We start from the raw sequence: 26,984 nt of genomic DNA, 5'->3' as shown, positions 1-26,984 counted from the left end.
CCATGCCGACGCCCCGCTACGCAGAGCTTGCGACCACCACCAACTTCTCTTTCCTGCGCGGCGCGTCACACCCGGAGGAGATGGCGGCGACGGCGCTGGCTCTGGGTCATTCCGGCATCGGGATCGCAGACCGCAATTCGCTCGCAGGCGTGGTGCGCGCCTTCTCCTATCTGCGCGCGCACAGGGAAAGTGTCGGGGATTTTCGTCTGGCCGTCGGCGCGCGGCTCGTCTTTCGGGACGGAACGCCCGACATTCTCTGCTACCCGAAAGATCGCGCCGCCTATGGCCGCCTGTGCCGCCTGCTGACGCGCGGCAATTCACGCACGCAGAAGGGCGACTGCGCGCTCTTTCTCGACGACCTCATCGAATTCGGCGAGGGCCAGCATGTCATACTGATGGAAAATGGCGCGCCGCCCCCTGCCCTCATGGAGGCGCTGCACGGCCGCCTGTGGCTCGCCGCGACCGCGCTTTACGGTCCACGCCCGCGCGCGCGCCTCGCGGGCCGCGTCGAACTCGCACAAACGCTCCGCCTGCCGCTCGTCGCCGTCAATGACGCGCATATGCATGTGGCGGAGCGTCGTCCGCTCGCCGACGCGCTGACCTGCATCCGCGAAAAGACGACGCTGGATGAAGCGGGATTCCTTCTCTCCGCCAACGCCGAGAGGCATCTCAAGAGCGGGGAGGAAATGGCGCGGCTTTTCAGACTCGCGCCGCAGGCGGTCGAGGAAAGCGCGCGTTTCATCGACGCGCTCGACTTTCGCCTTACCGACCTCGCCTACGAATACCCGAGCGAATTGCGCGAAGGCTACGCCAGCGAACAGGAGGCGCTCGAAGCGCTGTCACGCGCGGGCGCGATGACGCGCTATCCGAAAGGCGTGCCGCAAGATGTCGAGAAGCTGCTCGAACGCGAATTGCAGCTCGTCGCCGAGCTGAAATACGCCGCCTATTTTCTCACCGTGCACGACATCGTGCGCTTTGCGCGCGAACAGGGAATCCTCGCGCAGGGGCGCGGCTCGGCGGCCAATTCCGTCATCTGCTTCTGCCTCGGCATCACGGAAGTCGATCCCACGAAGCACGATCTTCTCTTCGAGCGCTTCATCTCCGCCGAGCGCAACGAGCCGCCCGACATCGACGTCGATTTCGAGCATGAGCGGCGCGAGGAGGTGATCCAGTATATCTATACGCGCTTCGGCCGCGAACGCGCGGGACTCGCCGCCGCCGTCACCACCTATCGCGGCAAGAGCGCCATTCGCGAAATCGGCAAGGCTTTCGGCCTTTCCAACGATCTGCTCGGGCGCCTCTCGTCAGCCGCCTTCGGGCGCGGCAGCGACGGCTCGCGCGCCCGGGACATTGCGCGGCTCGGCCTCGACGCCAGCGAACCCCGTTTCGCCAAGGCGCTGGCGCTGGCGGCGGAAATCGAAGGCTTCCCGCGTCATCTCACGCAACATTCCGGCGGCTTCGTCATCACCCGCGACCGGCTCGACGAGGTCGTTCCCGTCTCACCCGCGGCAATGGAAGGCCGAACGACGATCGAATGGGACAAGGACGATCTCGACGCGCTGGGGCTTCTGAAAATCGACGTGCTCGCGCTCGGCATGCTCACATGCCTGCGCAAGGGACTCGATCTGCTCGTGCAACATTACGGGATCGTCCACCGCCTCTCGTCGATCCCTGCCGAAGACCAGCGCGTATACGCCATGATCTCGCGCGCCGACACGGTCGGCGTCTTCCAGATCGAGAGCCGCGCGCAAATGTCGATGCTGCCGCGGCTCAAGCCCAACTGCTTCTACGATCTCGTCATCGAGGTCGCGATCGTGCGTCCCGGCCCGATCCAGGGCGATATGGTGCATCCCTATCTGCGCCGTCGCAGCGGCAAGGAGCCGGTCTCCTACCCCTCGAAGGAGCTGGAGCAGGTGCTCGGCAGAACCTATGGGGTGCCGCTCTTTCAGGAACAGGCGATGCGCATCGCCATCGTCGCGGCGGGTTTCACGCCCTCGGAGGCCGATCAGCTGCGCCGCGCCATGGCGACCTTCAAGCGCGCCGGACTCATCGGCGGCTTTCGCGACAAGATGATCCTCGGCATGACCCGCAAGGGCTATGCGCGAGAGTTCGCCGAGCGCTGTTTCAGCCAGATCGAAGGCTTCGGCACCTATGGCTTTCCCGAAAGCCATGCGGCGTCCTTCGCCCTGCTCGTCTACGCCTCGGCCTGGATGAAATGCCGCTATCCGGACGTCTTCGCCTGCGCATTGCTGAACTCCCAGCCCATGGGCTTTTACGCCCCGGCGCAGATCGTGCGCGACGCGCGCGAGCACGGCATCGAAACGCGCGAGGTGGATATCAACGCCTCCGATTGGGACTGCACGCTGGAAGAAAATGAAACGCGAACATCTCGACCGCCGGAGTCTCGACCAGTTGGCGACAAACGCCTCCCCCTGCACCCCCACCACGCCGAAATGGCCGGCGACATTCTCGGCGATTGCGCGATCCGCCTCGGCTTCCGGCAGATCAAGGGGCTTGCCGAGGAAGACATGCGCCGCCTCGTCGCACGGCGCGGCAAGGGCTATGATTCCGTGCGCGACGTCTGGCTGCGCGCGGAGTTGTCGCCCGCGACGCTCACCCGCCTTGCCGAGGCCGACGCCTTCGCCTCGCTCGGCCTGTCGCGCCGCGACGCGCTCTGGGCGGCGGCGGGTTTGAACCGAGTCGGCGACAAGGACGACCTGCCCCTCCTGCGCGACCTCGCCTTCGCGCCGCTCGAGCCCGACGCGCATCTGCCGCCCATGCCGCCGGGCGAGGAGGTTGTCGAGGACTATCGCTTTCTGTCGCTGTCGCTGAAAGGCCACCCCGTCGCCTTCCTGCGCCCCCGGCTCGCACGACACATCATCCCCTGCGAAGCGCTGGGGCGGGAAAGCGACGGCCGCCGGGTCACGGTCGCGGGACTCGTGCTGCTGCGCCAGCGGCCGGGCACGGCCAAGGGCGTCGTCTTCATGACCATCGAGGACGAAACCGGCGCCGCCAATATCATCGTGTGGCCGAAGCTGCTGGAGCGCCAGCGCGCCGAGGTGATTGGCGCGCGCTATGTCGCCGTCACCGGCAATTTGCAGAAGGCGGAGGGCGTCATCCATGTCGTGGCGCAGCGGCTCGACGATCTCTCCGCCGATCTGCGCCTCCTGGAGACGATGCGCGCCGCCAAGCGCGAGGCGATGCCGAAGGCGCGCAATTTTCACTGAAACAAAAGTCACGTCCAAGCAGACCCTCGGACGTTTACGTTAGAAAAAAGGAACCATTGCGTTATGAAATCGTTGTCCTTGCGCAGTTTCGCAAGCACAATCCGAAAATCGAAAAGGGAGAGATTTATGCACGCCTCGAAAACGACTTTGCGTCTGATGACAACATTTTTTGCTTGCGCCTTGACCTCCTCGGCCTTTGCCGAGTCCATCATCAGCCCCGCCTATATGCGCTCGGGGCCGAATGCGAAATTGCCGGCAATCGCCGTCATTCCCACCGGCGCCGATGTCCAGGTGATGAACTGCTATGGCGGCTGGCGGCGCGACTGGTGCCAGGTTAATTATAATGGCGTCACCGGCTTCGTTTCCGCCGGCGTGCTCGCCGCCTCCGGCAGAAACAATGTGGTCGTCGCGCCGGTCGTGACGAACGAGCTGGGCAATATGTACAAGGGTCCCGGCACCAATTACAAGGTCATCATGGCGGTGCCGGGCGGCGCGACCGTAAACAAGGGCACATGCGTCGCTGGTTGGCAGACCAACTGGTGCCAGGTCCATTACAACGGCCGGGTCGGCTATATGATGGAAGGACTGCTCAGCCGTCAGGGCGCCTTCTTCCCGATGTAACTGAGACACGAGGCGAATGGCGCCGCAACGCCATTCGCCTTGAACCCGTTTCTCCCCGCGTCCTGAAAATATGCTAAGCCATCCGCTGTAACCGGTTGCGCAAGGCGTCACAAAATCCACCAGTCCAGCACCCAGCCCGACGTAGAACGAGTCGCACCGCTCGTCAGACGCATCGTCGCGCCCAATCCCGGTCCATTCACATTCAAGGGGACATGCGCCTACATCGTCGGCGAAGGCGACGTTGCGATTGTCGATCCCGGTCCCGCCAATCCCCGACACATCGCCGCGATGCTCGAAGCGATCCGCGGCGAGCGCCTGCGCCATGTGCTCGTCACCCATACGCATCGCGATCATTCCCCCGCCGCCAGGGCGCTGAAGGAGGCGACTGGAGCGATCATCACCGGCTGCGCGCCCTATTCGCCGCCGGAGGATATCGGCGTCACCGGCCCCGGCCTCGACGCCTCGCATGATACGGGCTACGCGCCCGACGAGATCCTCGCGGAAGGCGACCGGCTCGACCTCGCCGGCGTGACGGTCGAGGCGCTCGAGACCCCCGGCCACACGACGAACCATCTCTGTTTCGCGCTGCGCGAAGAAAAAGCGCTGTTCACCGGCGATCATGTGATGGGCTGGGCGACGACGGTAATCGCCCCGCCCGACGGCTCGATGCGCGAATATATGGAATCGATCGAGCGGATGCGCGAACGGGACGACGACATCTATTGGCCCGGCCATGGCGATCCGGTGCGCGACCCGCAACGCTACTTGCGCGCCCTCGTGCACCATCGCCGCGCGCGCGAGGCCGCGATCCTGCAGAGGCTGGAGGCCGGCGACGAAACCATCGCCGCGATCGTCGCGCGCATTTATGAGGGCGTCGACCGCCGGCTGCACGGCGCGGCAGCGATGACCGTCTTCGCGCATATGGAAGATCTGATCGCTCGCGGGCTTGCGGAGAGCGACGGCCCGGCGACCCTGACCGCGCGCTACGTGCGGCGGTGAGACCTGTCAGCGCTTGTCGCTCTCGGAGGGCAGCAGAATCACGACTTCGTTCCGGTGAACGCGCCCCAGCCGCTTGCGGGTTTCCTCGTCGAGAATGTCGGCGTCGATATTCTCGCCCTTGATCAGCGCGAGGCGGCTTTCCCACTGCATCCGCTGCAGTTTCAGAATGTCCCGTTCGAGTCGCAGCTGCGCGAGCTTCTGCTCATATTCCTCGCCGGTCTTCAGGCCGCGCTGGCCATGGACGCCGTGCCAAACGAAATAGCCGGCCACAGTTCCCGCCACGCAATAAAGCGTGAACGGCAGGACCAGCGAGCGAAGAAGAACGCGCAAACGGTGCATTGTCGTAAAATAACGCCGACTTGGTGTAGGCGGCGTTAACGAGCTGTGAAAGCGCGCGATTTCTGGAGATCAGCGGCGACCGCCGCGCGCAACCCGCTCGATCTCGGCGCGGACGAGACGTTCGACAATCACGGGCAGATTGTCGTCGAGCCATTGCTTGAGCATCGGCCGCAGCATTTCCTGCGCATATTTGTGCAGCAGCCCGCTGTCATTGATGACCATGCTCGCCGCCAGCGCCTGAAAATGCGACGCGATCGACGAGGCTGCGTCGGGCGACATGAGCGGCGCGTCATTCTCCGCGACGACGTAGGTTTCGTCAGCCGACCGCGCATAACTCTCCCCGACCTCGGGCGAATTGTCGTAGTTCTCTTCCGGCTCCGCAGCGTCGTAGTCGGCGACGGGCGCCTCCTCCGTCACGCGATTGACCCGCAGCTGACGAATCTCGGCGACGGGCGCGGCCTCGCGTTCCACGGGCTCCTCGATTGACGCCTCCTCGGCGCGGGGCTCCGCGACGGGTATTGCGACCTGCGCCTCGCGCCGATCGAGCGCCGGCGCGGGATAGGCGCTCTGGGCCGGAGGCGGCGGCTCGACGGCCGGCGCAGCTTCTTCCGGCTCGCGGACGCGGCGCGGGCTTTCACGCTCGCGACGCACTCCCGGCAGGCTGTCGTCGTCGGCGATGATCCGACGAATCGACGCGAGGATTTCCTCCATGGAGGGCTCGTGCGCGCGCATCTCTTCTTCGAGAGTGGGAGAAGGTGCAGTAGCGTTCGCTGCGCTCATGGATTGGTCTTCTTCTGGTTTGCGCCGACGGTCATGTCCTGGCTAACGCCTCATGTGTGACCGCGCAACTGATGCGAATCAACTCGCCCAAGTCGAATTCCACACCTTTCGCACGTCGATGTCATCCATCGAATACGGCTACCGCCCGTCCGGGGTCTGGGTTCCGAACCATTTTGTCTTGACCTGCTCGAAATGGACTCCGGGGTCGTAGAGCGCGACGTTGAGATTGAGCTCGCGCGCCGACAATCTGCCGATTGCGCCAAGCGCTGCATAGGACGCCACCACCCGGTCGCGCTGCGACGTCACCAGCTGCACCCGCGCGTTCAGCAACGCCTGCTGCGCGTTCAGCACGTCGAGCGTCGTCCGCTGCCCTACCTTCGCCTCCTCGCGCACGCCGGCGAGCGCCGTCTCCGCCGCCTTCACCGCCGCCTGTCCCGAGATGATCGACGCCTTCGCCGTCTCCAGCAGGCCATAGCTCGACACCACGCTCGCCCGCACGCTGTCGCGCTGCAGATCGGCGTTGAGCCGCGCCTGACCCAGCTGCTCCTTCGCCTGACGGATCGAGGCGTATTCGGCCCCGCCCTGATAGAGCGGGATGTTCAATTGCCCGCTCGCCGCGGCCGAGAACTGCCGCGATCCCGGCAGGCCGAGAAACGAATCATACTGGTTCGACAGCTGCGCGTTCACCGACAGCGACGGCGCCAGCGCCCCCTCCGCCACCTTCACCGCGAGCTCCGCCACATCCACCTGATGCAGCGCCGCCGCCACGCCCGGATGTTCGGCGAGCGCGATGGTGATGGCGTCGTTGAGCGACTTCGGCAACAGCGGCTCCAGCGAGCGGCCGGGCTCCAGATTCTTCGGCTCATTGCCGATGATCTGGCGATAATTGGCGACGCTCGTCTTCAGCAGCGCCTGCGCCGCGTAGAACTCCGAACGCGCCTGCGCGAGCGAAGCCTCCGCCTGCGCGACGTCGGTGCGCGTGACCTCCCCCACCTGGAAGCGGTCGCGGGTCTGCTTCAGCTGCTCCTCGAGCACCGCGATATTGCTCTTGCGCAGCGCCAGAACCGCCGTGTCGCGCAGCACGTTCATGTATGCCGTGGCGCCGTTCTGAAGGATCGCCTGCTCGGTGAGCCGCATGGTCGCGCGCGCGGCGAAGACGCCGGACTCCGCCTGCCGCACCGAATTTTCCGTGCGGCCGCCGTCGAAGACGGTCTGCGAGACATTCAGCGTCGCGCCGCGCGGATAGCCAGTGTAGACGTCGCTGAAATTGCCGCCGCCGGAGGCCCCCGCCTGCTGATTGTCGGCGCCGAAGGGGATCTTGATCCGCGCATGCTGCGGCCCCGCCGAGGCGGTGATGCTGGCTTTCGGCCGAAGCCCCGCGAGCGCCTTGGGCGCGTCCTCGTCCCGCACCCGGACGCTGGCGCGGCTCTGATTCAGATCCGGATTGCCGTCATAGGCCCGCGCCAGAGCGGAGAGAAGGCTCTCCGCAAACGCAGGACAAATGCTCGCGCCCGAAAAGGCGAGCGCGAGAGCGAAAATGCGAGTCGTGGACAAAAGACCGGCCGCACGCCGCCTCGAGGCCGCCCAGTCCATATCCGATGTCCCTCCGTCGTTCCGACGCGAGGCGTCGCACGAAAACTCGAACGCCGCACGGAACGGCGAATCGAAACGATCACGCAGATACAGAACGCTAGGAACGCGATTTGGCGAAAAGGCGGCGTCAGAATGCGAAAGCCGGCGCCTTTTCGAAACCTTCGAGGACTGGCGCATTGGCGCTGAGGAGCGGGAGCTGGCCAGCGGCGCGCCCGTCTTGCCGCTCGAATCGAACGATCTGCTGGCCGGCGCCCGGCTCAGGCGTCACGATCGCGAGCAGGCGGCCGTTCGGCGTCAACTGAGCGAAGAGCGCGTCGAGACCGCTTTCGACCCGTCCGTGGACGAATATCATATCGAAAGGCCCCGCCGCCGGAACGCCCTTTTCGAGCGGGCCGGTCTCAACCCGAACATTGCCGGCGCCGAGCGCCGAGAGGCCGGCGCGGGCGCGAGCGGCAAGTTCCGGATCGCTCTCGAGCGCCACCACCTCGCCGACGAGGCCGGACAGAATCGCCGCCGAATAGCCGGCGCCGCCGATGTCGAGCGCCTTCTCGCCCAGCCGGGGCGCAGCGCCCTGAAGCAGACGGGCGAGCACCAGCGGCGGCAAAAGGCTGCGCTTGCGGCCGCCCGCGCCCTTCACCGTCACGGCGAGGTCGGAGTAGGCCAGCGCGGACTGGCTCTCGGGCAGGAACAATTCGCGCGGGACGGCAAGGAATTGCTCGATGAGCGGAACGTCGGTCACGTCGTAGGGGCGCAGCTGCCGATCGACCATCGTGCGGCGCAACTCCGCCGTCGCTACCCCCTGCTCCGCCTCGCGCCGCGCCGGCGCCACCGCTGCTTCGGACATTCGCTTTCCGGCGTCGCGCCGGCCTTCTTTTCGGGAATTCTCCGGCGCAAGAGCCGGCCGGCGCTTTATAGGTTCACGGTCACGCCATGTCCATCGCCCGCGAGCACGATCGCCTGACCGGCCTGACCGAGCAGGCGCATCCGTTCGAGCGAGGTGTTGTCGAGCACCTTGGCAATGGCGTCGCGCGCCTCCATCATGACGAGGCGCACCGAGCAATGCTTCTCGTCGACGCAGTCGTCGCAACGACGGTAAATCGTCTTGCTCGCGCATTGGATCGGCGCAAGGGGGCCATCGAGCGCCCGCACGAGATTGCCGACGCTGATTTCAGAGGGCAGGCGCGCCAGCATGTAGCCCCCGCCCTTGCCTTTCTTCGAATGAACGAAACCGGCGTTGCGCAGTTCCCCGAGAATCGCATCGAGGAATTTCTTGGGGATCTGGTTGGCCGTGGCGATGTCGGCGACGAGCGCCGTCTGCCCGGGCTCGACGCCCGCAAGATGCACCATCGCTTTCAGGCCGTATTTGGCTTTCTTGGTGAGCATCCGCTCGAGAACCTTCCGAAAAGTCGGGCGCGCAGGAGGAGAATTTCGTCGATTCGGCTACGAGAACCTAATCCATCAACTCCATTGGCATGTTCGATTAACTCACATAGGGCGGTTTTTCCACAGGATCGAGCGGCCGCCTCCCGCCTGGATCCGCCCGGCGGGCGGCGCCGGCGACATCGCCAGCCCTGGGTAGTTGACTATTTTAATAGACTTGGTGATTATCGGATGGCGTTTAAAGAGCGCGCCTCGTCGCGTTGCGGCGCTGATCTGGATACGGGCACGGATGGAGTTCAGCACATGACCTCAATTTTCGATGCGCTGCACACCTTCAATCCCCTCCATTCTCTTTCGGGATTTGTCGTCGGGGCCCTGGTGGGTTTCACAGGCGTCGGCGGCGGGGCTCTGATGACCCCGATCCTGATGCTCTTCTTCGGCATCGCGCCGGCCACCGCCGTCGGCACGGATCTCCTTTATGCGGCGATCACCAAGAGCAACGGCACGCTAGTTCACGCCCTGAACGGCACGGTCGACTGGCGCATCACGCGGCGTCTCGCCTATGGCAGCATTCCCGCGACGATCGTCACGCTGCTCACTCTCGCCTGGATGGGCAAGAGCGCCGGCCACGCCGCCAACGGCCTCATCACCTCGGCGCTCGGCTTCGCCCTTCTGCTGACGGCCGTCGCGATCCTGTTCCGCCGCTGGATTCTCGATCACATCGCCCGCCACACCGACGGGCTCAGCGATCTCCAGACCTGCTGGCTGACCATCGCTCTTGGCGCCTTTCTCGGCGTCATCGTCTCGATCTCGTCCGTCGGCGCCGGCGCGCTGGGCATGACGGTGCTCCTGGCGCTCTATCCGCGCGTGCAGACCGTCCGGTTGGTGGGGTCGGACATTGCCCATGCCGTGCCGCTGACGCTTGTCGCTGGCTTCGGCCACTGGATGATGGGCGGCGTCAACTGGCTTTTGCTGTTTTCGCTGCTGATCGGATCGCTGCCGGGCATCGCCATCGGCAGCCATCTGGCTGCAAGAGTTCCCGACCGCTTCCTGCGCCCCGTGCTTGCGACCATGATGGCTGTGGTCGGACTCAAACTGTCGATATAAGACGGCGCAAGCCGGAGGAGCGACTCATGTCGAACGAGACCAGTTTCACGCCGCCCGCCAAACCCGGGCGCGGCCGCATATACAACTCCATCACCCAGACCATCGGCGACACGCCGATTGTCCGGCTCGACCGGCTGGCGAAAGAGAAAGGCGTCAAGGCCAATCTCCTCGCCAAGCTCGAATTCTTCAATCCGATTTCCAGCGTGAAGGATCGCATCGGCGTCAGCATGATCGAGTCGCTCGAAAAGAGCGGCAAGATTGCGCCCGGCAAGACGGTGCTGATTGAACCCACTTCCGGCAATACCGGCATCGCGCTGGCCTTTGTCGCGGCGGCGCGGGGCTACCGGCTGATTCTGGTCATGCCCGAATCCATGTCCATCGAGCGCCGCAAGATGCTGGCGCTTCTGGGCGCCGAACTGGTCCTGACCCCCGCCTCTCAAGGCATGAAGGGCGCCTTGGCAAAGGCGTCCGAACTTGCCGGCGAGACTCCCGGCGCGATCATTCCACAGCAATTCGAGAACCCCGCCAATCCGGAAATCCACCGCCTGACCACGGCCGAGGAAATCTGGAACGACACCGAGGGCAAGGTCGATTATTTCGTCTCGGGCGTCGGCACTGGCGGCACCATCACGGGCGTTGGACAGGTGCTGAAACAGCGCAAGCCGGGCCTGCGCGTCGTAGCGGTCGAGCCGGAAGATTCTGCGGTGCTGTCCGGGCGTCCGCCGGGACCGCACAAGATTCAGGGCATCGGCGCGGGCTTCGTGCCGCCCGTGCTGGACCGCGGCGTGATCGACGAGATCGTGACAATCGGGAATCAGACGGCGTTCGACACGGCCCGTCTTCTCGCGAGAATCGAAGGCATTCCGGTCGGCATTTCGTCCGGCGCGGCGGTCGCGGCGGCGCTCGAGATCGCGGCGCGGCCCGAGGCGGAAGGAAAGAATATCGTTCTGATCATTCCGTCCTTCGCCGAGCGCTATCTGTCGACGGCGCTGTTCGAAGGTTTGTGAAACAAATTACGGCCGGGCCATACGGCGGGCCCGGCCGATGTTTTCAACGCGATTATTTTTTCCCGGCCGCGACCGGAGATTTGTTGCGAAGATAGTAGCGTCCGTAGGCGCCGACGATGTAGCCGACGGCGGTGATCACGAAATAGACGACGATCAGAAATCCGCCGCGCTGATTGGCCGAGGCGGCCTTTTCCAGCAGGCTGGTCACGGCGCTTTCGTCGATGAACTTGTCAGCCAGCACCCCAAAGACGACAGCGTTGATCGGCACGGTCCATGACGGCAGGCGGAAGTATCCGGTCGCCGCCGCGGTCAGGAAGGCGACCAGCCCGAAAAAGTGGACGAACTGAATGAAGATCGACTGGGAGACGAGTCCGATGAAGCGGATCAGTTTGAGCATTCCACACCCCTTGAAGGTCTAAGACCGGTTTTTTGACGATCTTACACGTTCGGGAGGTGCTGCGCGAGAGCCTCCAGAACGGCCATGCGCACCGCGACGCCCATTTCAACCTGCTCGCGAATGAGCGACCGCGTACTGTCGGCCACGACGGAATCAATCTCGACGCCGCGGTTCATTGGCCCAGGATGCATGACCAGCGCGTCCGGCGCGGCGTAGCGCAATTTCTCTTCGTCGAGACCGAAGAAATGGAAATATTCGCGCGCGCTCGGCGCCAGCGCGCCGGCCATGCGCTCGCGTTGCAGGCGCAGCATCATGACGATGTCGACGCCGTCCAATCCCCGGCGCATGTCGTGGAATACCTCGACGCCGAGACGCGACAGGCTGTCGGGCGCAAGCGTCGAGGGACCGACGACCCGTAGCCGCGCGCCCAGAGCCGAGAGCAGCAGGATGTTCGAGCGCGCGACGCGCGAATGGAGTATGTCGCCGCAGATCGCGACCGTCAGGCCCTCGATACGGCCCTTGTTTCGACGGATGGTGAGAGCGTCCAGCAGCGCCTGCGTCGGATGCTCATGCGCGCCGTCGCCGGCGTTGACAACCGAGCAGTCCACCTTGCGCGCAAGAAGATGCGCCGCCCCCGCCTGCGCGTGGCGCACGACGATGATGTCCGGCCGCATCGCGTTCAGAGTGACGGCTGTGTCCAGAAGCGTTTCGCCCTTGGACGCCGAGGAGCGGGCGACGGACATGTTCATGACGTCGGCGCCGAGGCGCTTCCCGGCGATTTCAAAAGACGCCTGCGTGCGTGTCGAAGCCTCGTAAAATAGGTTGATCTGCGTGCGTCCGCGAAGATTGGAGCGCTTCTTCTCGACCTGGCGTGAGACTTCGACCGCCTGCTCGGCCATGTCGAGCAGCGTCTCGATGTCGGGTCGCGACAATCCCTCGATTCCGAGCAGATGCCGGTGCGGGAAGATGACTTGTTTGGCGTCGCCTTGCATGGGCCCGTCTATAGCAGCTTTGCCCCCCGCCGCGAGCCTCGAATTTGGCGGCGGCGATCAGCCGGCGAGCGCCACGACCGGCTCCTCCGGCGTTCGGGCGGGGCCCTCCGTGATCCTGCACGACTCGAAAAGATGCGCGATCTGGCTCGCCGGCCGCGGCTGACTGAACAGATAGCCCTGCGCCTCGCGGCAGCCGAATGCGCGCAGCATTTCCAATTGGCGCCGGTCCTCCACGCCCTCGGCCGTGACGGCGAGCGACAGGGAGCGCCCGAGCTCCACCGAAAGCTTGGTGACCGACGCGCACATCGGATTGGTTTCGAGATTGGCGACGAATGAACGGTCGATCTTCACGCGATCGAGCGGCAGGCCGACGAGATTGGCGAGGGAGGAATAACCCGTGCCGAGATCGTCGAGCGCCGTGCGAATCCCGAGGCGCCGCAGCGAGGCGAGCATCTCGAACGCCCTCTCGCCGTCGAGGATCATCGCCGTCTCCGTCAGCTCCAGTTCGAGCCGGCGCGGATCGAGGCCGCTCCTGGCGAGCGCGGAGAGCACGGTTTGCTCAAAATTGGGCTTGCGAAGCTGAAGCGCCGAAATATTGACGGCGACGCGCAAATGGTCCGGCCAGGTTGCGGCGATGGCCATCGATTCTTCGAGCGCCCATGCGCCGACCATGTCGATCTGTCCCGCTCGCTCGAAGAGCGGAATGATTTCGCCGGCGCTCAATACGCCGCGCGCGGGATGGCGCCAGCGCAGCAGCGCTTCAAATCCGGTAGTCTCGAGCGTCTCGGTGTCCACAAAGGGCTGGAACACCATGAACAGCTCTTTTTTCGCAAAGGCGCGATCCAGTTCGGCGTCGAGCGTATTTCGCTCGGCGACAAAGCCGAAGCGATCGCGGAACAATGTGTAGCCGCAGCGCCCCGCCTGTTTCGTAGCATACATGGCGTTGTCCGCGTTGCGCAGCAGACTTTCCGGATCGACGCCGTCGCTCGGCGCGATGGCGACGCCGATGCTGACCGAGATGGAAAAGCTGCGGCCCCCAACCTCGAAGGGAGCCCGGAACGCGTTGAGGATGCGCTCGGCGATCGAGACGGCGTCCTCCACCGAGCGGATGTCGACCGCAATCAGCGCAAATTCGTCGCCGCCCAACCGCGCGATCAGGTCGCTCTCCCGCGTCGAAACGCGGACACGGCGCGCGGCCTCGATGAGAACGGCGTCGCCGGTCTCATGTCCCATGCTGTCATTGACGCTCTTGAATCCGTCGAGATCGAAGCACATCAGCGCGAAGCGCTCGTTGACGCGCGCGTGTCGCGCAAAGGCGCGGGTCAACTCCTCCCGGAAGGCCACGCGGTTCGGGAGTTTCGTCAGCTCGTCGCGCAGCGCGCCCTCTTCGGCAGCGGCCTCTGCGGCGCAACGACGTGCCGCCATCGCGGCGCGATTGATCGCCGCATTGATGATGACGACGGCGTAGATTGCGACGACTCCGGCGGCGACGTCGAAGATCGGATTATGCGCATTGACGACCGCGACGAGCAGACCGGCGACGATCGGAATGATGTGCGCGAACATCGAGACAGGGATCATCGACAGCGCAAACCCGCCGCCGAAAAGCGTCGTGAAGCAGAAGCAGGCGATCAGGAACTGCTGCGGCGGGCTCGCTTCCGCGAAGAAGAAGATCGGCAACGCGCCCCAAAGGGATGCGTGCATCAGAGCGTTTGCCGTCGCGCGCCAGACGCCGTTCGTCGAGGCCGCTCGCCGATGTGTTTGCGGCGCGCTCATGCGGCGAGCATAGATCACGCCGCCCAAAATGAAGATCGACGCGGCCCAGGCGCGAGCCTCGTCGGCCTGTGGCGTCGCCCACATCGACATGGCGAAGGTGAGGGCGCTGAAGCAGGACGCCAGCATTGCGCCGGGCGTGCTTTTCTCGAGATCGCTCAGCTGCTCGGCGCGAAATCTGGCGCGCACCGCAGGAGAAACCGTGCGGTGGTCGAAGGCCAGAGGATCGCCCTCGAAAAAGCGGCGAAGCCGGGAGAGCGCGCCGTCCTCCGCCGATCGCCGACTCCTCTCCTTGAGACCAGCGAGCAGTCCCGATCCGACCGATGAAATCGCCATGGAGCTTATCGCCGCCTTCCCCGTGTGTGTTCGTCCGACCGGACCGCTAAATTGCGTTTTGCCGCAGAATCTGCACGCCAATGCGCTCGAAATATCCCACGCCAAAAATTGCTTTTTCATAAAGCCAAGCTTCTGAAAATCGGCCGGTTCAACGTCCGGCGCCAACAGCGTAAATAATGTACACACTCTGGACGCTTGACATATGCTCATTGCGAGCACATCTGTCCCCCAGGAGGCTGGGGTTGCGGACTGGATAAGGCCCCGTTAATCTTCAGCCAAATGAGCGCTCCGGGCGGCGATCCGCCTCGGAGATTTTATATGACCAACTTATGCTCATATCGAGCATAAGATCAAAAGCGGCCTGAACATAAAGCGAAAGGGCCCCACGATGACGATCCGGACCATCGACCGCAGCGGCGCAATGGCGCTGGCGCCCACACCGCCGGCCGCCCTCGGCGTCGGACCGAATGGCCGATTTCCCGTCCTGCCCCGTCCCGACCTCCAATGGACGCCGGAAGTAGAGGCCGCGACCGCGCATCTCTACGAGCGCGTCTCCAGGGTCATACCGCCCGTCGAATGGCCCTTCTTCGCGCCTTACGTCAAGGCGATAAATGACATCAAGAAGACGCGCAACGCGGTGATCCTCGCGCACAATTACATGACGCCGGAGATCTATCACTGCGTCTCGGATTACATCGGCGACAGCCTCCAGCTCGCCAAGCTCGCGGCGAAGTCGGAAGCCGACGTGATCGTTCAGGGCGGCGTCTACTTCATGGCCGAAACATCCAAGATCCTGAACCCCGACAAGGTGGTGCTGATCCCCGACGCCGACGCCGGCTGCTCGCTCGCCGCCTCCATCACCGGCGCCGACGTTCGCGCGCTGCGAGCGAAATATCCCGGCGTGCCGATCGTAGCTTACGTGAACACCTCCGCCGAGGTGAAGGCGGAAGTCGACATCTGCTGCACCTCGTCCAACGCGGTCAAAGTCGTCGAGAGCCTGGGCGTCGATCGCGTCATCATGGTTCCGGATCGATTCCTCGCGCAGAATGTCGCAGCGCAGACGAAAGTGAAGATCATCGCCTGGGAGGGCGCCTGCGAAGTGCATGAGCGCTTCACGGCCGAGGAAATCCAGAACTACAAGGCGGACCATCCGGGGCTGAAGGTCATCGCGCATCCCGAGTGTCCGCGCGAGGTCGTGGAAGTCTCGGACTTCTCCGGCTCCACCGCGGCGATGATCGACTATGTTCGCACGAAGCATCCGGCGCGAGTCCTGCTCGTCACCGAATGCTCCATGGCCGACAATATCGCCGCGGAGACGGTCGGCACGCAGTTCATCAGGCCATGCAACTTCTGCCCGCACATGAAGCGGATCACACTGCCGAAGATCCTCGACAGCCTGCTTTATATCCGCGAAGAAGTGACGGTCGATCCGGCGATCGCCGAGCGCGCGCGCCGCAGCGTGCAGCGCATGATCGATCTGGGGTAATCAGCGATCCCCTCTTCTCTGCAAGAGGGGAGCCCCGAACAGCGGCTCGGGTGAGAGGGTTCTGACATGCCGGCGCTCGATGCGACGATTGCGGCGATCGACGCCGCCAATGCCGAAGACCCACGCCGCGTGGACGGGCGCGCGTTCGAGAGCCTTTACGCCGAACGTATGACCGAACGCCTCGCCGCCATCTATCCCGACGCCTCGGATCTGCTGAAGATCGCCGCCCGCGCCCAGCATCTGCGACGATGGGAAGTCCCGCGCTCGGATTATCCCGAAGGACGTCGCGGCTATAACGACTGGCGCCGCGCCTGCCGCGTCCATCACGCGAATCTCGTCGGCGACATCATGCGCGCGCAGGGATACGACGACGCCGCGATCGCGCATGTCGGCGCGCTCATCCGCAAGGAGCAATTGAAGAAAGACCCCGAGTCGCAGGCGCTGGAGAATGTTGCGGCCGTCGTCTTCCTCGAACATTACTTCGACGAGTTCCTCGCCAAATATGACGGCTATGACGACGAGAAGATCGTCGACATCCTCGGCAAGACGCTTTGCAAAATGTCGCCCAGGGGACACGCGGCGGCGCTTGCCCTGCCCCTGCCCGAACGCGCGCGCAAGCTCGTGGGCGCGGCGGTGGCGCGCGAGGCGGCGACGCTCGAACGCCTCGCCGCGGTCGCGATCGACTGACGCATGCCGGGGAAGCTTCCTCCCATCGTGATCGTCGGCGGCGGCCTCGCCGGCGTCTTCTGTGCGCTGAAGCTCGCACCGACGCCCGTCGCCATTCTTGCGCCGACGCCGGTAGGTTCGAGCGGCTCCTCCTACTGGGCTCAAGGCGGAATCGCGGCCGCGGTCGAGGAAGGCGACACGCCGGAGCACCACGCCGATGACACGGTCGCCGCCGGCGCCGGCATTGTCGATCGCGGCATTGCGCTCGGCATGGCGCGCGAGGCCCGCGCGCGCGTCGAAGACCTCGCGGCCATGGGAACGCCCTTCGACCGCAAGGAGGGCGGCGCCTTTGCGCCCTCGCGGGAAGCCGCACATTCGCGTCATCGCATCGTTCGGGTCATGGGCGACACGGCGGGTCGCGCCATTATGGAGACGCTCGAAAAGCAGGTCGCCAAGACGCCTTCAATTCAGGTCGTCGACGGCTACGCCGCGCAAGAGATCATCACCCGCAATGGCCGCATCGTCGGCGTGCGCGCGCGCCACGCCTCGGGACGCATCTGCGACATTCCCTGCTCTGCTCTCGTGCTCGCGACCGGCGGCCTTGGCCATCTTTACCGCCTGACCACGAATCCGTTGGAGGCGCGCGGGGTCGGCGTCGCGATGGCGGCGCGCGCGGGCGCCCTGATCTCGGACGCGGAATTCGTGCAGTTCCACCCGACCGCCATCGACATCGACGCAGACCCCGCGCCGCTCGCGACGGAAGCGCTCCGCGGCGAGGGCGCGACCATCATCGATCGCGAGGGGCGGCGTTTTATGCTGGACGTAAATCCGGCCGGCGAGCTCGCGCCCCGAGATATTGTGGCGCGCGGCGTCTTCGCCAGCATCAGGGCGGGACGCGGCGCCTTTCTCGATGCGCGGGCGGCCGTTGGCGCGGCCTTTCCGAAGCGCTTCCCCACGGTTTACGCGAGCTGTAAATCGGCCGGGATCGATCCCGTCGCCATGCCCATACCGATCGCGCCCGCCGCCCATTACCACATGGGCGGCGTGTGGACGGACGCACGCGGCCGCACGAGTCTCGACGGCCTCTGGGCGATCGGCGAAGTCGCCTCCACGGGCGTTCATGGCGCGAACCGTCTCGCCTCCAATTCATTGCTGGAGGCCATCGTGTTCGGCGCCCGCGTCGCGGCCGACATCCTGGCGGCGCCCTTGCCCGATCTGGACCAGCGCGTGGCGTTGGAGCGCGACGATATTGCGCCGCGCGAACGCGACTTCGCAATCGTCGAGGAGTTGCGCGATCTGATGTCGGCCAATGTCGGCGTCATCCGCGACGCAGCCGGGCTCACCGGGGCGTTGAAGGCTTTGCGACGCATGAACGCGCGCACGAACGACATCGAGATTCACAACATGCTCACGACATCGGTGATGATCGCCGCCGCCGCGCTGGAGCGGCGAGAGAGTCGCGGCGCGCATTTCCGTTCGGACTATCCCGAGCCCGAGACCGCATTCGCGCATCGCTCGCAAATGACGCTCTCCGCCGCGATCAAAATTGCCGACGAGGCCGCGTGATGATCCCCGAGCTCTCGCCTCTCCTCATAGAGGACGCCGTGCGCGCCGCGCTGGCCGAGGATCTCGGCCGCGCCGGCGATGTCACGACACAGGCGACGATCCCCGCCAAGGCCGGCGCTCGCGCCCTCATCGCCGCGCGCGAAGCGGGCGTGATCGCTGGACTCCCGCTCGCGCGCATGGCCTTCCGCCTGATGGACGACGCCGTCGGATTCGAGAGATGGGTCGATGATGGGGCGACTGTCGCGCGCGGCGATGTGATCGCCCGGATCGAGGGGCCCGCGCGCGCGATCCTCTCTGCCGAACGCGTGGCGCTCAATTACCTGGGACGCCTCTCCGGCATTGCGTCGCTCACGGCGAATTACGTAAAGCGTATCTCCCACACGAAGGCCCGCATCTGCGACACGCGCAAGACGACGCCGCTTCTTCGCGCTTTCGAGAAATACGCCGTGCGTTGCGGCGGAGGCGCCAATCACCGTTTTGGTCTCGATGACGCGGTGCTGATAAAGGACAATCATATCGCGGTCGCGGGCGGCGTCGTCGAGGCGTTGCGTGCCGCCAAGGCGCATGTCGGGCATCTGGTCAAGATCGAAATCGAGGTAGATACGCTCGAACAGTTGCAGGAGGTGCTGCAGGAAGGCGCCGACGCCGTGCTGCTCGACAATATGAGCCCTGACGTTTTACGTAAGGCGGTAACGCTCGTCGACGGCCGCATGATCTGCGAGGCGTCGGGCGGGGTCAATCTGGACACCGTGGCGGCGATTGCGGAAACAGGCGTCGACCTCATCTCCGTCGGCGCCCTCACTCACTCAGCGCCGGTGCTGGATCTGGGACTCGATATCGAAATCAGCTGAGAAGGGCGCCGAGGCGGGAGTCTCACGCCCTCGCCTTGCCCGCCTCGCTCAGCCGCCCGAGCTTCATCCGCCGTTTCTCCAACATCTGGGGTAGCCGCGGCGAGAGCAGGAAGGCGAGTTCCTGCTCGCGCGTGATGGTCACCGGATCCTGCGCTTTCAATTCATCGTCGACGTGGCCCGGATGGCACATGATCAGATGCCGACGCCCCGGCGCCCGCAGATAGGTCTCGAAGGCCGCCGCGTAATCATGGCCCGGATGGAAATCAGAGAAACCCGCAAAACCCTCGTTCACCGAAAACCCTCGGCGTTGCGCCGCCCGGCGGAAACCTGCCGACAGCGTCCGGACCGCCAGGGCCTTGCGCGCATGGGCTCCGCGTGCGGCGATGCGGTGCAGGCTGTCGCCCGCGTCGCGCAGCCAGGCTCGACCGTCGAGCTTGCGAGCCGCCATGGCTTCGAGCAGCGCCTGTCGTATTCCGGGAAGCACATGCACATGCTGATGGCCGTCGACATGGTCGGGACGGCGCTCCAGCACAGCCTCGAAACGATCGAACTGCCGGTCGATTTCGGCGCGGATTTCCTCCATCGGCAATTTGCCGCGCAGCGCCATGCGGATAACCCGCGACACCGGCGGGAAGGTTCCCGTCGGCGCGAAATTCGGCATTGGCCCGAGCGGGCGGCCGAGCGTGAGATTGAAATGCAGGCCGAGGTCGGCGGAATGGCCGCGCCGCGCCAGTTCTCGGCCCATCGCCGGCCAGCGGGGACCGTTGACCAGCGCCGAGACCGCCGTCAGGCGGCCGGCGTCCAGCGCCTTCAGAATGCCCACGCTGACGCCATGCGACAGCCCGTAATCGTCCGCGCAGATCGCGACGATCCGCTCTTTCGCCATGCCGTCCGTCTCCTCACACCCTGTTTTCGCCTATGCTCCGCCCGGAATTTCTGGTTTGAAGCAGTCTTATGACAATTCGCAGCCCCGATATATCGGTCGTCATTCCCGTGTTCAACGAGGCCGACAACCTGCGCCCCCTGGCGGCGCGGCTGGTCCCGGCGCTGGAAGGCGCAGGCGTGACTTTCGAGGCCATCTTCGTCGATGACGGCTCCCATGACGAGAGCCTTGATGAACTGCGCGCCCTCTGCGCCGCCGAACCGCGTTTCCGCGCCCTCTCCTTCTCCCGCAATTTCGGCAAGGAGGTGGCGATCGCGGCCGGTCTCGACCATGCGCGCGGGCGTGCGGCGGTCATCATGGACTCCGACTTGCAGCATCCTCCGGAGGTCATTGCGCAATTCGTCGAGAAATGGCGCGAGGGTTACAAAAATGTCTACGGACAGCGCGCCGATCGCGCGACCGACCCGAAGATGCGCACCGTTTTCACCGAGCTTTTCTACCATGTCCTCGAGAAGTTCGGCGACGTCTCCCTGCCGTCCGGCGCGGGCGACTTCCGATTGCTCGACCGGCAGGCGGTCGACGCGCTGCTCTCGATGCGCGAACGGGCGCGCTTCAACAAGGGCCTTTACGCCTGGATCGGCTTCAAATCGATCGGCGTGCCTTTCGAGGTGGAAAGCCGAGCCAGCGGCCAATCGAAATTCAACTTCGCGCGGCTCGTGCGTTTCGCGCTGGACGGGCTGATGTCCTTCTCCTCCATCCCGTTGAAAGTATGGACATGGGTTGGTCTCGCGATTTCCGGCTTCGCGCTGACGATGGCGGCCTATTACTTCGTGCGCACCATGCTTTTCGGCGTCGACACGCCCGGCTTCCCGTCCCTCATCGTGTCGATTGCGTTCTTCTCGGGGGTACAGCTCATTTCGCTCGGCGTGCTCGGCGAGTATATCGCCCGCATCTTCAACGAGGTGAAAGGGCGACCGCTCTATCTGGTGGCGGAGGAAGTCGGCGGCGGCGAGACTGGCGCGAGCGGGACGATTGAGCCGCGCGACGACGGGTGATAAAGGCCCCGTAAGGCTCGAAATGGCGGTGAACGGCCATAACCGATCGAGGGCGCTTCACATCATGACACAGCGAAACTCCGCCGCCACGAGAATTGCGCTCGTTTTCGCCTTCGCTGCAGTCGCTTTCCTGTTCCTCGCCTTTGGCCTGCGCCTCTTCTGGTTGAGCGCCGAGGCTCCCCTGCCGGAGCTTCTGCAGAACCTGCCGGATTCGCTGAGCGAAACGGATCAGCAAGCGTTCCTGACGCGCCTTCGCGCCCGTTTTCCCGCCGGCGCGACGGAGGCCGAGGTCACGACGACGCTTCTCGAACAGGGGTTCAAACTGGGCCGGGCGGGCGAGCGCGTGGCCACTTACGACCGCCAGGCCGGCATCAGGGACAAATGCCGGCGAAGCGGCAATGTGCGCTGGTCAGCCGACGCCGCGGGACATGTGAGCGAAATCTCCGGCGGCTATTATCAGCACTGCCCGCAGCATTAAGCCGCTATCGCCCATAGCCGAGAGACCGGATCTCGATGAGGCGGCCGTTCTCGAAAATGAGCGACGGCATCAGCTGCGTGTATCCGAAATTATAGACCCATTCGTCATAGACGAGCCGCCGAACCGCCGGCGAAGGATAATGGTTCGCCGGCCCGTCGAGCGGTCTGGGGCCAGTCCAGTTCGGCGCCCAGCGATATTCGACGCGGCTGTCGGCGTACGCCGGCTCGCCGCACAGGCGCAGCACCTCGTATTTGGATTGCCCTTCGATCACTAGGGACGTGCCGCACCGCATCGCAAAAGCGACGTCGCCCGGAAAAACCAAAAGCGTCGCAGCGAGAAAAAATCCGGCTTTCATGGCGCCTATCCGTGACACGCCGCGCTCTCGCCGCATGGCTCGGCTCTGAAATGACGTAACCAGTCAAACCGAGATTATGCCCGGCCTCGGCCACACGCAACGACGGGATAGCTGCGCCTTTGCAATTCGCCGACAGAAATTAAACCCTAACTTGCTAGAAGCGTCCTCATGATTCGAAATCTCCTCTCGGTCGGCGGCTTCACCCTGCTCTCGCGCGTGACGGGCTTCCTCTCGCTCGCGATGCAGTCGGCGATCATGGGCGCCGGAGTCGTCTCGGACGCTTTCTTCATCGCACAGCGCCTGCCGAACAGCTTTCGCGCCATCTTCGGCGAAGGCGCGTTCAACGCCGCTTTCGTGCCGTCCTACTCCATGGCGATCGAGCAGGAGGGCGACGAGTCGGCGGAGGAACTGGCCGGCCAGATCTACACGCTGCTGCTCGCCTCGCAGATCGTGCTGCTGGTGATCGTCTGGGTCTTCACCCCGCAGTTTGTCATGCTGCTCGCGCCGGGCCTCGACGACCGCCCGGAGAAATTCGCGCTGGCGGTCAATCTTACGCGGATCACATTCCCATACCTTCTGTTCATGACGCTCTTCGCGCTGCACATGGGCGCGCTCAACGCGCGCGGGCGCTTCGCGCTTCCCGCCTTCGCGCCGAATCTGATGAATCTGACGGTGATGGCGGCGCTCGCGGTGGCGTTTCTGTTTCCCAACGCCGGCTATGCGGCGAGCTGGGGCGTCACCGTTTCCGGCGCGCTGGAGCTTGGGCTTCTGATGTGGGACGCCCGGCGCATCGGCGTCTTGAGGGGGCTACGCAAGCCGCATTGGAGCCGGGTCCGCGATTTTTTCATCAAGCTTGGCCCCGCTGTGATCGGATCAGCCAGTCCGCAGATTGCCGTTTTTGCTGACACCATCCTCTCGTCGATGCTCGCGGACGGGGGCGTGTCGTCGATTTCATACGCCGAGCGCCTTTACCAGTTGCCCGTCGGCGTCATCGGCATAGCAGCGGGCACGGTGCTCCTGCCCGAGATGAGCCGCCGCCTCGCCGCCGGTGACGTCGAAGGCGCCCATCGCGCGCAAAGCCGCACCATGGCGCTCACGATCGCGCTCGCGGCGCCCTTTTTCATCGCCTTCGACACGATTCCGGAGCTGATCGTCAGCGGGCTTTTCATGCGCGGCAAGTTCACGGCCGCCGACGCCTATGCCGCCGGCGACGTGCTCGCGGCCTATGGCGGCGGGCTGATGGCGCTGGTGCTGATCGCCTCCGCGCGCGCGAGCTTTCAGGCGCGCGGCGACACCAGGACGCCCATGACCATCGCGCTGATCGCGCTGACGGCGAATGTCGCGCTGAAAGTCGCGTTGTTCCGCCCGTTGGGCGCGGTGGGGCTTGCGACGGCGACCTCGGTTGGCCTGTGGATCAATCTCGGCGCGCTCGTCGCGCTGGCCATCGCCCGGGACGCGATGGATTTCGACGAGGTCTTCGGCAAGACGCTGCTGGCGACCCTCGTGGCGAGCGCGGTCCTGACCCTTGTCGCCGTCTACGGCCGTGCGCCCGCCCTTGCGCTGGGGCTGCATTTCGGTTCGCTGGCCAATCTCGTCGCGCTGATCGCGCTGGGCGGCGCAGGCGCAATTGTTTACGGCGCGGCGCTGGTCGGGGTCCTTCATGTCGTCGGCGTCAGGCTTGGAAACCTCAGACGCCGACGATGATCCGGGTCACAGAAACTGTGACAGCCCCGGAATCGAATTTGCGATCTGCTGGACTTTCTCCTTGCCGACGACCGTCTCCGCATAGCCGAAAATTTCGTGGCCGAGCTTCTGGATCTGGCCCATGTCCAGCCCGAGGGCGTTGAGCTTCCCGGCCAGACCCATGAGGCCCCCGCTCAATAGACCGCCGAGCAAACCGCCGCCGCCGCTCTCGCTGTCCGCCGTCGCCGCGTTGGCGGCGTCGCGCGCGCCTGCGACCTTATCGAGGAACTCGGCCACCGGTCCGTCGGGAAGCTCCTTTTGCAGGAAGGCGAGCACATGGCCGATCGCGCTTTTGGCGACTTCGGCGTCGACCCCGATCGCGGCGGAAACGCGCTCGATCAATTCATCCATGTGATTCTCCCCTGTGGTCCTGCTCTCTTGAGCTTTGCGACTGTCGCCGCGGAAAAATTGAAAATCAAGCGCCCGGTCCCTACGTCCGGTAAGCTATAAGTGATCGCGGCGACTGTCCTCGCCGGAATTATCTGGAAACAGGCAATGCGACCTCAATGTTATACGACATTCGCCATTTTCTTCGCTCTCGTCGGCGCCCAACCTGCCTGCGCCAATGACTCGGAGGCGGAGACGGCGGTAGGTGGTTTCACTCTCGTCAAATCCGATTCGATTTCGATGGACAGCGAAGACCTGTTCATCTCGCGCGACCTCGTGCGCGTGAAATATCGCTTCACCAACAAAAGCGACGCGCCGATCGAAACGCTCGTCGCCTTCCCCCTGCCCGACATTCCCCCGACCGACGCGGAAAACACCAGCTACTGGAGCGAAAAAGGCGGCATAAAATTCAAGACGAAGATTGATGGAAAGCCGATCGACTTCGAAACCGTCGAGCAGGCGATCTTCAAGGACAAGGACCTCAGCGCGCGACTGACGGCGCTGAAACTTCCGCTCAATCGCCTCGCGAAGGATTTCGAGGACGCGCTGAAAAAAGTCCCGAAAGCGGAAGTCGCGAAACTTGTCGCCGATGGCCTCATGGAAAACACGGGCTCCGAGGAATATCCCAATTGGGTGGCGAACTGGTCTCTGCGCACCACTATCACGCGACATCAAACCTTCCCGGCGAATGCGACCGTGACGGTGGAGCATGAATACAAGCCGCTCGCGGGCGGCAGCGTCGGCGGCAATCTCGACGCGTGGCGGCGCAAGGACAAGGAACTCGAAAAAGAATTCAACCAGACGCTGAGCAGATATTGCATCGACAAGGAGTGGCTCGCGAGCTTCGACCGCATCGAAAAGACAAAGCGCACGGATATGGGCGCCTATTCGGAGGTCTGGCTTGGCTATGTGTTGAAGACCGGCGCAAACTGGAAAGGCCCAATAGGCGATTTCCGGCTTGTCGTCGACAAGGGTAAAGCTGACTCGCTTGTAAGTTTTTGCATGGACGGCGTGAAGAAAATTTCGCCCACACGCTTCGAGGTGCGCCGCAAAAATTTCACGCCCGACCGCGACCTCGACATTCTGATCATAGACTGGTGGAACAGGAACTGACGCGGCCCTTCGGCCGCGTCAGTTTCCGCGTCACCGTGGTCAGGCGCTGCGCCGCATCTCTTCCATTGTGGGCATTCGCTCGCTCATCGCGGGCAGGATTTCCCGGATTTTTGCCGCGCCCTCTGCGCCGATGAGGACATCGGAACGCGCGACGATCTCTTTGATCAGCCCTTCAATCTGCGCATCCTTGAGACCGAGATTTTCCAGCTTTCCGATGAGGATGTTGAGGTCGGCCCGGCCGCGGCCCATGAAGCTCGTCAGGCCCTCGATTACCTGAGTCACGCCGCCGTCGCCGGAAGCGCGCGCCGCTATGACGAACTCCTGCGCAAGCGGCGTCTTGTCGATGAATTCACCGACGTGACCGCCGGGAACCTCGTCTCTGAGAAACAGCAGCACGTGGCCGATTGCGGCCTTGGCTACTGCTGGTTCAAGCGTCGTCGTGTCTACAACGCGCCTTGCTAACTCTTCCATGTGGCAACCCTCCAGGAGAGAGCCTCTCTGGAGCGGTTACATGTGAGAGCTGGCGACGACTTCAACCATCGCCCACGTTAATTAATGTTAACTAAGCCGCGTCCAGCCCATAAAGCGTGTGCAGCGTGCGCACGGCGAGTTCGGTATAGGCTTCGTCGATCAGCACGGAGAATTTGATTTCCGAGGTAGTGATCGCGCGGATGTTCACGCCCTTTTCCGACAGCGCGCGGAAGGCGCGGGCGGCGACGCCGGCATGGCTGCGCATGCCGATGCCGATGGCGGAAACCTTGGCGACTTCCTTCTCGCCCGCCATGCTGGAAAAGCCGATGTCGTCCTTGATCTTCTCGAGGATGGCGAAGGCGCGTTCGTAATCCGCCGTGCCGACAGTGAAGGTCATGTCGGTCATACCGTCCTCCGAGACCACCTGCACGATCATGTCGACGTTGATGCCCGCCTCGGCTAGCGGCATGAAGACTGCGGCGGCGACGCCGGGCTTGTCGGCCACGCGGCGCAATGTGATCTGCGCCTCGTCGCGCGAGAAGGCGATGCCTGTGACGACCTGGGCTTCCACAATATCCTCCTCGTTGCAGATCAGCGTCCCCTCGCCCGGGTTGTCGGGATCGTCGAAGCTGGAGCGCACATAGGTCGGCACCTTGTGCACCATCGCCACCTCGACCGAGCGAACCTGCAAAACCTTGGCGCCGAGCGACGCCATCTCCAGCATTTCCTCGAAGGCCACGCGGTCCATTCGACGCGCCTTCGGCACCACGCGGGGGTCGGTCGTGTAGACGCCGTCGACGTCCGTATAAATGTCGCAGCGGTCGGCGTGGATGGCCGCCGCAAGCGCCACGGCGCTCGTGTCCGAGCCGCCGCGGCCGAGCGTGGTGATGCGGCCGGTCTCCTTGTGGACGCCCTGGAAGCCGGCGACCACGGCGACCTCGCCGCGCGAGAATCCGTCGATGATCCCGGCGCCGTCGATCGATTCGATGCGCGCCGAGCCATGCGTCCCGTTGGTGCAGATCGGCGTCTGCCAGCCCTGCCAGGAGCGCGCGGGTATCCCGATCTTCTGAAGGGCGATGGCGAGAAGTCCCGCAGTCACCTGCTCGCCCGAGGCGACCACGGCGTCATATTCGCGCTGGTCGTAGAGCGGGGACGCCTCCTTGCACGAGGCGACCAGCTCATTGGTCTTGCCGGCCATGGCGGAAACGACGACGGCGACCTGGCGCCCGGCCTCGACCTCGCGCTTCACATGGCGCGCCACATTGTGGATGCGCTCGACATTGGCGACGGACGTGCCGCCGAATTTCATGACCAGGCGTGACATGTGAACCGCTACAAACGGGGAGGCGAATTACGCATGGCGATTGACGAGGAGAAGC

The 26,984-nt window shown here is 64.5% G+C and carries 26 protein-coding genes; 13 read left to right on the top strand and 13 right to left on the bottom strand.

What is annotated here, in order from left to right; all coding sequences use genetic code 11:
- Positions 1-2: 2 nt before the first annotated feature.
- The 3 genes from LG047_RS00750 to LG047_RS00740 all read left to right on the top strand — a co-directional run bounded on the left by LG047_RS00750 (position 3) and on the right by LG047_RS00740 (position 4,847).
- Entirely contained in the window at positions 3-3,227 is a 3,225-nt protein-coding gene (locus tag LG047_RS00750; protein ID WP_227964512.1) for an error-prone DNA polymerase, read from the top strand.
- A gap of 126 nt (positions 3,228-3,353) precedes the next feature.
- Complete coding sequence (locus tag LG047_RS00745) at positions 3,354-3,848, top strand: SH3 domain-containing protein (RefSeq protein ID WP_227964510.1); 495 nt, start codon at positions 3,354-3,356, stop codon at positions 3,846-3,848.
- A gap of 114 nt (positions 3,849-3,962) precedes the next feature.
- Entirely contained in the window at positions 3,963-4,847 is an 885-nt protein-coding gene (locus tag LG047_RS00740) for an MBL fold metallo-hydrolase (RefSeq protein WP_227968390.1), read from the top strand.
- A 6-nt stretch (positions 4,848-4,853) separates the two neighbouring features.
- On the opposite strand, the gene LG047_RS00735 is transcribed toward LG047_RS00740, so the two are convergent.
- The 5 genes from LG047_RS00735 to LG047_RS00715 all read right to left on the bottom strand — a co-directional run bounded on the left by LG047_RS00735 (position 4,854) and on the right by LG047_RS00715 (position 8,942).
- Positions 4,854-5,186, bottom strand: coding sequence for a septum formation initiator family protein (locus LG047_RS00735; protein ID WP_036281200.1), 333 nt, complete (start codon positions 5,184-5,186; stop codon positions 4,854-4,856).
- Between the two features lie 69 nt (positions 5,187-5,255).
- Complete coding sequence (locus LG047_RS00730) at positions 5,256-5,966, bottom strand: PopZ family protein (RefSeq protein WP_227964508.1); 711 nt, start codon at positions 5,964-5,966, stop codon at positions 5,256-5,258.
- Between the two features lie 138 nt (positions 5,967-6,104).
- Positions 6,105-7,559: a TolC family outer membrane protein gene (locus LG047_RS00725; RefSeq protein WP_227964506.1), complete on the bottom strand. Its 1,455-nt coding sequence runs from the start codon at positions 7,557-7,559 to the stop codon at positions 6,105-6,107.
- Between the two features lie 127 nt (positions 7,560-7,686).
- Entirely contained in the window at positions 7,687-8,403 is a 717-nt protein-coding gene (locus LG047_RS00720) for a protein-L-isoaspartate O-methyltransferase (protein ID WP_227964503.1), read from the bottom strand.
- A gap of 65 nt (positions 8,404-8,468) precedes the next feature.
- Positions 8,469-8,942, bottom strand: coding sequence for an Rrf2 family transcriptional regulator (locus LG047_RS00715; RefSeq protein ID WP_227964501.1), 474 nt, complete (start codon positions 8,940-8,942; stop codon positions 8,469-8,471).
- A 300-nt stretch (positions 8,943-9,242) separates the two neighbouring features.
- Between LG047_RS00715 and LG047_RS00710 the strand changes: the two genes are divergently transcribed.
- The gene (locus LG047_RS00710; RefSeq protein WP_227964499.1) at positions 9,243-10,046 is read left to right on the top strand and encodes a sulfite exporter TauE/SafE family protein; all 804 of its coding nucleotides are present in this window, start codon (positions 9,243-9,245) and stop codon (positions 10,044-10,046) included.
- 26 nt (positions 10,047-10,072) lie between these two features.
- Positions 10,073-11,053, top strand: a complete 981-nt coding sequence (cysK, locus tag LG047_RS00705) for a cysteine synthase A (RefSeq protein WP_036281192.1) — start codon at positions 10,073-10,075, stop codon at positions 11,051-11,053.
- A 52-nt stretch (positions 11,054-11,105) separates the two neighbouring features.
- Here the strand turns inward: cysK and LG047_RS00700 are convergent, their stop codons facing one another.
- The 3 genes from LG047_RS00700 to LG047_RS00690 are packed head-to-tail and all read right to left on the bottom strand — an operon-like array spanning position 11,106 to position 14,551.
- Positions 11,106-11,450, bottom strand: a complete 345-nt coding sequence (locus tag LG047_RS00700) for a hypothetical protein (RefSeq protein ID WP_036281190.1) — start codon at positions 11,448-11,450, stop codon at positions 11,106-11,108.
- Between the two features lie 41 nt (positions 11,451-11,491).
- Positions 11,492-12,442 (bottom strand): aspartate carbamoyltransferase catalytic subunit, encoded by a 951-nt coding sequence (locus LG047_RS00695; RefSeq protein ID WP_227964497.1) that lies wholly within the window; start codon positions 12,440-12,442, stop codon positions 11,492-11,494.
- Positions 12,443-12,499: 57 nt separating this feature from the next.
- Entirely contained in the window at positions 12,500-14,551 is a 2,052-nt protein-coding gene (locus LG047_RS00690; protein ID WP_227964494.1) for a bifunctional diguanylate cyclase/phosphodiesterase, read from the bottom strand.
- Between the two features lie 421 nt (positions 14,552-14,972).
- Between LG047_RS00690 and nadA the strand changes: the two genes are divergently transcribed.
- The 4 genes from nadA to nadC all read left to right on the top strand — a co-directional run bounded on the left by nadA (position 14,973) and on the right by nadC (position 19,120).
- Positions 14,973-16,037 (top strand): quinolinate synthase NadA, encoded by a 1,065-nt coding sequence (nadA, locus tag LG047_RS00685; protein WP_227968387.1) that lies wholly within the window; start codon positions 14,973-14,975, stop codon positions 16,035-16,037.
- Between the two features lie 66 nt (positions 16,038-16,103).
- Positions 16,104-16,724, top strand: coding sequence for a DUF4202 domain-containing protein (locus LG047_RS00680; protein WP_227964492.1), 621 nt, complete (start codon positions 16,104-16,106; stop codon positions 16,722-16,724).
- 3 nt (positions 16,725-16,727) lie between these two features.
- Positions 16,728-18,269, top strand: coding sequence for an L-aspartate oxidase (locus tag LG047_RS00675; RefSeq protein ID WP_227964488.1), 1,542 nt, complete (start codon positions 16,728-16,730; stop codon positions 18,267-18,269).
- Complete coding sequence (gene nadC / locus LG047_RS00670; RefSeq protein ID WP_227964486.1) at positions 18,269-19,120, top strand: carboxylating nicotinate-nucleotide diphosphorylase; 852 nt, start codon at positions 18,269-18,271, stop codon at positions 19,118-19,120. Before LG047_RS00675 ends, nadC begins: the two co-directional genes overlap by 1 nt.
- A gap of 22 nt (positions 19,121-19,142) precedes the next feature.
- Here nadC and LG047_RS00665 read toward each other — a convergent pair whose 3' ends face one another.
- Positions 19,143-20,006 carry a ChbG/HpnK family deacetylase gene (locus LG047_RS00665; protein WP_227964483.1) on the bottom strand — a complete coding sequence of 288 codons (864 nt, stop codon included), beginning with the start codon at positions 20,004-20,006 and terminating at the stop codon, positions 19,143-19,145.
- A gap of 68 nt (positions 20,007-20,074) precedes the next feature.
- Here LG047_RS00665 and LG047_RS00660 point away from each other — a divergent pair, with 68 nt between their 5' ends.
- Together LG047_RS00660 and LG047_RS00655 are read left to right on the top strand one after the other, a co-directional pair.
- Positions 20,075-21,058, top strand: coding sequence for a glycosyltransferase family 2 protein (locus LG047_RS00660; RefSeq protein ID WP_227964481.1), 984 nt, complete (start codon positions 20,075-20,077; stop codon positions 21,056-21,058).
- Between the two features lie 64 nt (positions 21,059-21,122).
- A complete protein-coding gene (locus LG047_RS00655) occupies positions 21,123-21,536 on the top strand; it encodes a hypothetical protein (protein ID WP_227964479.1) in 414 nt (137 codons plus the stop codon).
- A gap of 4 nt (positions 21,537-21,540) precedes the next feature.
- Here the strand turns inward: LG047_RS00655 and LG047_RS00650 are convergent, their stop codons facing one another.
- A complete protein-coding gene (locus tag LG047_RS00650) occupies positions 21,541-21,891 on the bottom strand; it encodes a DUF2845 domain-containing protein (RefSeq protein ID WP_158497260.1) in 351 nt (116 codons plus the stop codon).
- A 168-nt stretch (positions 21,892-22,059) separates the two neighbouring features.
- Between LG047_RS00650 and murJ the strand changes: the two genes are divergently transcribed.
- A complete protein-coding gene (murJ, locus tag LG047_RS00645) occupies positions 22,060-23,595 on the top strand; it encodes a murein biosynthesis integral membrane protein MurJ (protein WP_036281172.1) in 1,536 nt (511 codons plus the stop codon).
- A 6-nt stretch (positions 23,596-23,601) separates the two neighbouring features.
- Here the strand turns inward: murJ and LG047_RS00640 are convergent, their stop codons facing one another.
- Complete coding sequence (locus LG047_RS00640; protein WP_036281170.1) at positions 23,602-23,985, bottom strand: hypothetical protein; 384 nt, start codon at positions 23,983-23,985, stop codon at positions 23,602-23,604.
- Between the two features lie 144 nt (positions 23,986-24,129).
- On the opposite strand from LG047_RS00640, the gene LG047_RS00635 reads away from it, so the two are divergent.
- The gene (locus LG047_RS00635; protein ID WP_227964477.1) at positions 24,130-25,134 is read left to right on the top strand and encodes a DUF4424 family protein; all 1,005 of its coding nucleotides are present in this window, start codon (positions 24,130-24,132) and stop codon (positions 25,132-25,134) included.
- A gap of 39 nt (positions 25,135-25,173) precedes the next feature.
- On the opposite strand, the gene LG047_RS00630 is transcribed toward LG047_RS00635, so the two are convergent.
- Positions 25,174-25,605, bottom strand: a complete 432-nt coding sequence (locus LG047_RS00630; RefSeq protein WP_227964475.1) for a hypothetical protein — start codon at positions 25,603-25,605, stop codon at positions 25,174-25,176.
- Positions 25,606-25,696: 91 nt separating this feature from the next.
- Positions 25,697-26,929 carry an aspartate kinase gene (locus tag LG047_RS00625; protein WP_227964472.1) on the bottom strand — a complete coding sequence of 411 codons (1,233 nt, stop codon included), beginning with the start codon at positions 26,927-26,929 and terminating at the stop codon, positions 25,697-25,699.
- Positions 26,930-26,984 lie beyond the last annotated feature (55 nt).

This window comes from Methylocystis sp. WRRC1, from assembly GCF_020733155.1.
GTDB lineage: Bacteria > Pseudomonadota > Alphaproteobacteria > Rhizobiales > Beijerinckiaceae > Methylocystis.
This window is presented reverse-complemented; position numbering and strand designations above follow the sequence as displayed.

Coding starts and splice junctions, on each gene's coding strand:
- LG047_RS00710 (WP_227964499.1), top strand. CDS start 9,243: ATGACCTCAATTTTCGATGCGCTGCACACCTTCAATCCCCTCCATTCT.
- LG047_RS00650 (WP_158497260.1), bottom strand. CDS start 21,891: ATGAAAGCCGGATTTTTTCTCGCTGCGACGCTTTTGGTTTTTCCGGGC.
- LG047_RS00720 (WP_227964503.1), bottom strand. CDS start 8,403: ATGTCCGAAGCAGCGGTGGCGCCGGCGCGGCGCGAGGCGGAGCAGGGG.
- LG047_RS00630 (WP_227964475.1), bottom strand. CDS start 25,605: ATGGAAGAGTTAGCAAGGCGCGTTGTAGACACGACGACGCTTGAACCA.
- LG047_RS00665 (WP_227964483.1), bottom strand. CDS start 20,006: ATGGCGAAAGAGCGGATCGTCGCGATCTGCGCGGACGATTACGGGCTG.
- LG047_RS00695 (WP_227964497.1), bottom strand. CDS start 12,442: ATGCAAGGCGACGCCAAACAAGTCATCTTCCCGCACCGGCATCTGCTC.
- LG047_RS00745 (WP_227964510.1), top strand. CDS start 3,354: ATGCACGCCTCGAAAACGACTTTGCGTCTGATGACAACATTTTTTGCT.
- LG047_RS00700 (WP_036281190.1), bottom strand. CDS start 11,450: ATGCTCAAACTGATCCGCTTCATCGGACTCGTCTCCCAGTCGATCTTC.
- LG047_RS00715 (WP_227964501.1), bottom strand. CDS start 8,942: ATGCTCACCAAGAAAGCCAAATACGGCCTGAAAGCGATGGTGCATCTT.
- LG047_RS00660 (WP_227964481.1), top strand. CDS start 20,075: ATGACAATTCGCAGCCCCGATATATCGGTCGTCATTCCCGTGTTCAAC.
- LG047_RS00635 (WP_227964477.1), top strand. CDS start 24,130: ATGCGACCTCAATGTTATACGACATTCGCCATTTTCTTCGCTCTCGTC.
- LG047_RS00640 (WP_036281170.1), bottom strand. CDS start 23,985: ATGGATGAATTGATCGAGCGCGTTTCCGCCGCGATCGGGGTCGACGCC.
- nadA (WP_227968387.1), top strand. CDS start 14,973: ATGGCGCTGGCGCCCACACCGCCGGCCGCCCTCGGCGTCGGACCGAAT.
- LG047_RS00625 (WP_227964472.1), bottom strand. CDS start 26,929: ATGTCACGCCTGGTCATGAAATTCGGCGGCACGTCCGTCGCCAATGTC.
- LG047_RS00730 (WP_227964508.1), bottom strand. CDS start 5,966: ATGAGCGCAGCGAACGCTACTGCACCTTCTCCCACTCTCGAAGAAGAG.
- LG047_RS00655 (WP_227964479.1), top strand. CDS start 21,123: ATGACACAGCGAAACTCCGCCGCCACGAGAATTGCGCTCGTTTTCGCC.
- LG047_RS00750 (WP_227964512.1), top strand. CDS start 3: ATGCCGACGCCCCGCTACGCAGAGCTTGCGACCACCACCAACTTCTCT.
- LG047_RS00680 (WP_227964492.1), top strand. CDS start 16,104: ATGCCGGCGCTCGATGCGACGATTGCGGCGATCGACGCCGCCAATGCC.
- LG047_RS00675 (WP_227964488.1), top strand. CDS start 16,728: ATGCCGGGGAAGCTTCCTCCCATCGTGATCGTCGGCGGCGGCCTCGCC.
- nadC (WP_227964486.1), top strand. CDS start 18,269: ATGATCCCCGAGCTCTCGCCTCTCCTCATAGAGGACGCCGTGCGCGCC.
- murJ (WP_036281172.1), top strand. CDS start 22,060: ATGATTCGAAATCTCCTCTCGGTCGGCGGCTTCACCCTGCTCTCGCGC.
- cysK (WP_036281192.1), top strand. CDS start 10,073: ATGTCGAACGAGACCAGTTTCACGCCGCCCGCCAAACCCGGGCGCGGC.
- LG047_RS00725 (WP_227964506.1), bottom strand. CDS start 7,559: ATGGACTGGGCGGCCTCGAGGCGGCGTGCGGCCGGTCTTTTGTCCACG.
- LG047_RS00690 (WP_227964494.1), bottom strand. CDS start 14,551: ATGGCGATTTCATCGGTCGGATCGGGACTGCTCGCTGGTCTCAAGGAG.
- LG047_RS00735 (WP_036281200.1), bottom strand. CDS start 5,186: ATGCACCGTTTGCGCGTTCTTCTTCGCTCGCTGGTCCTGCCGTTCACG.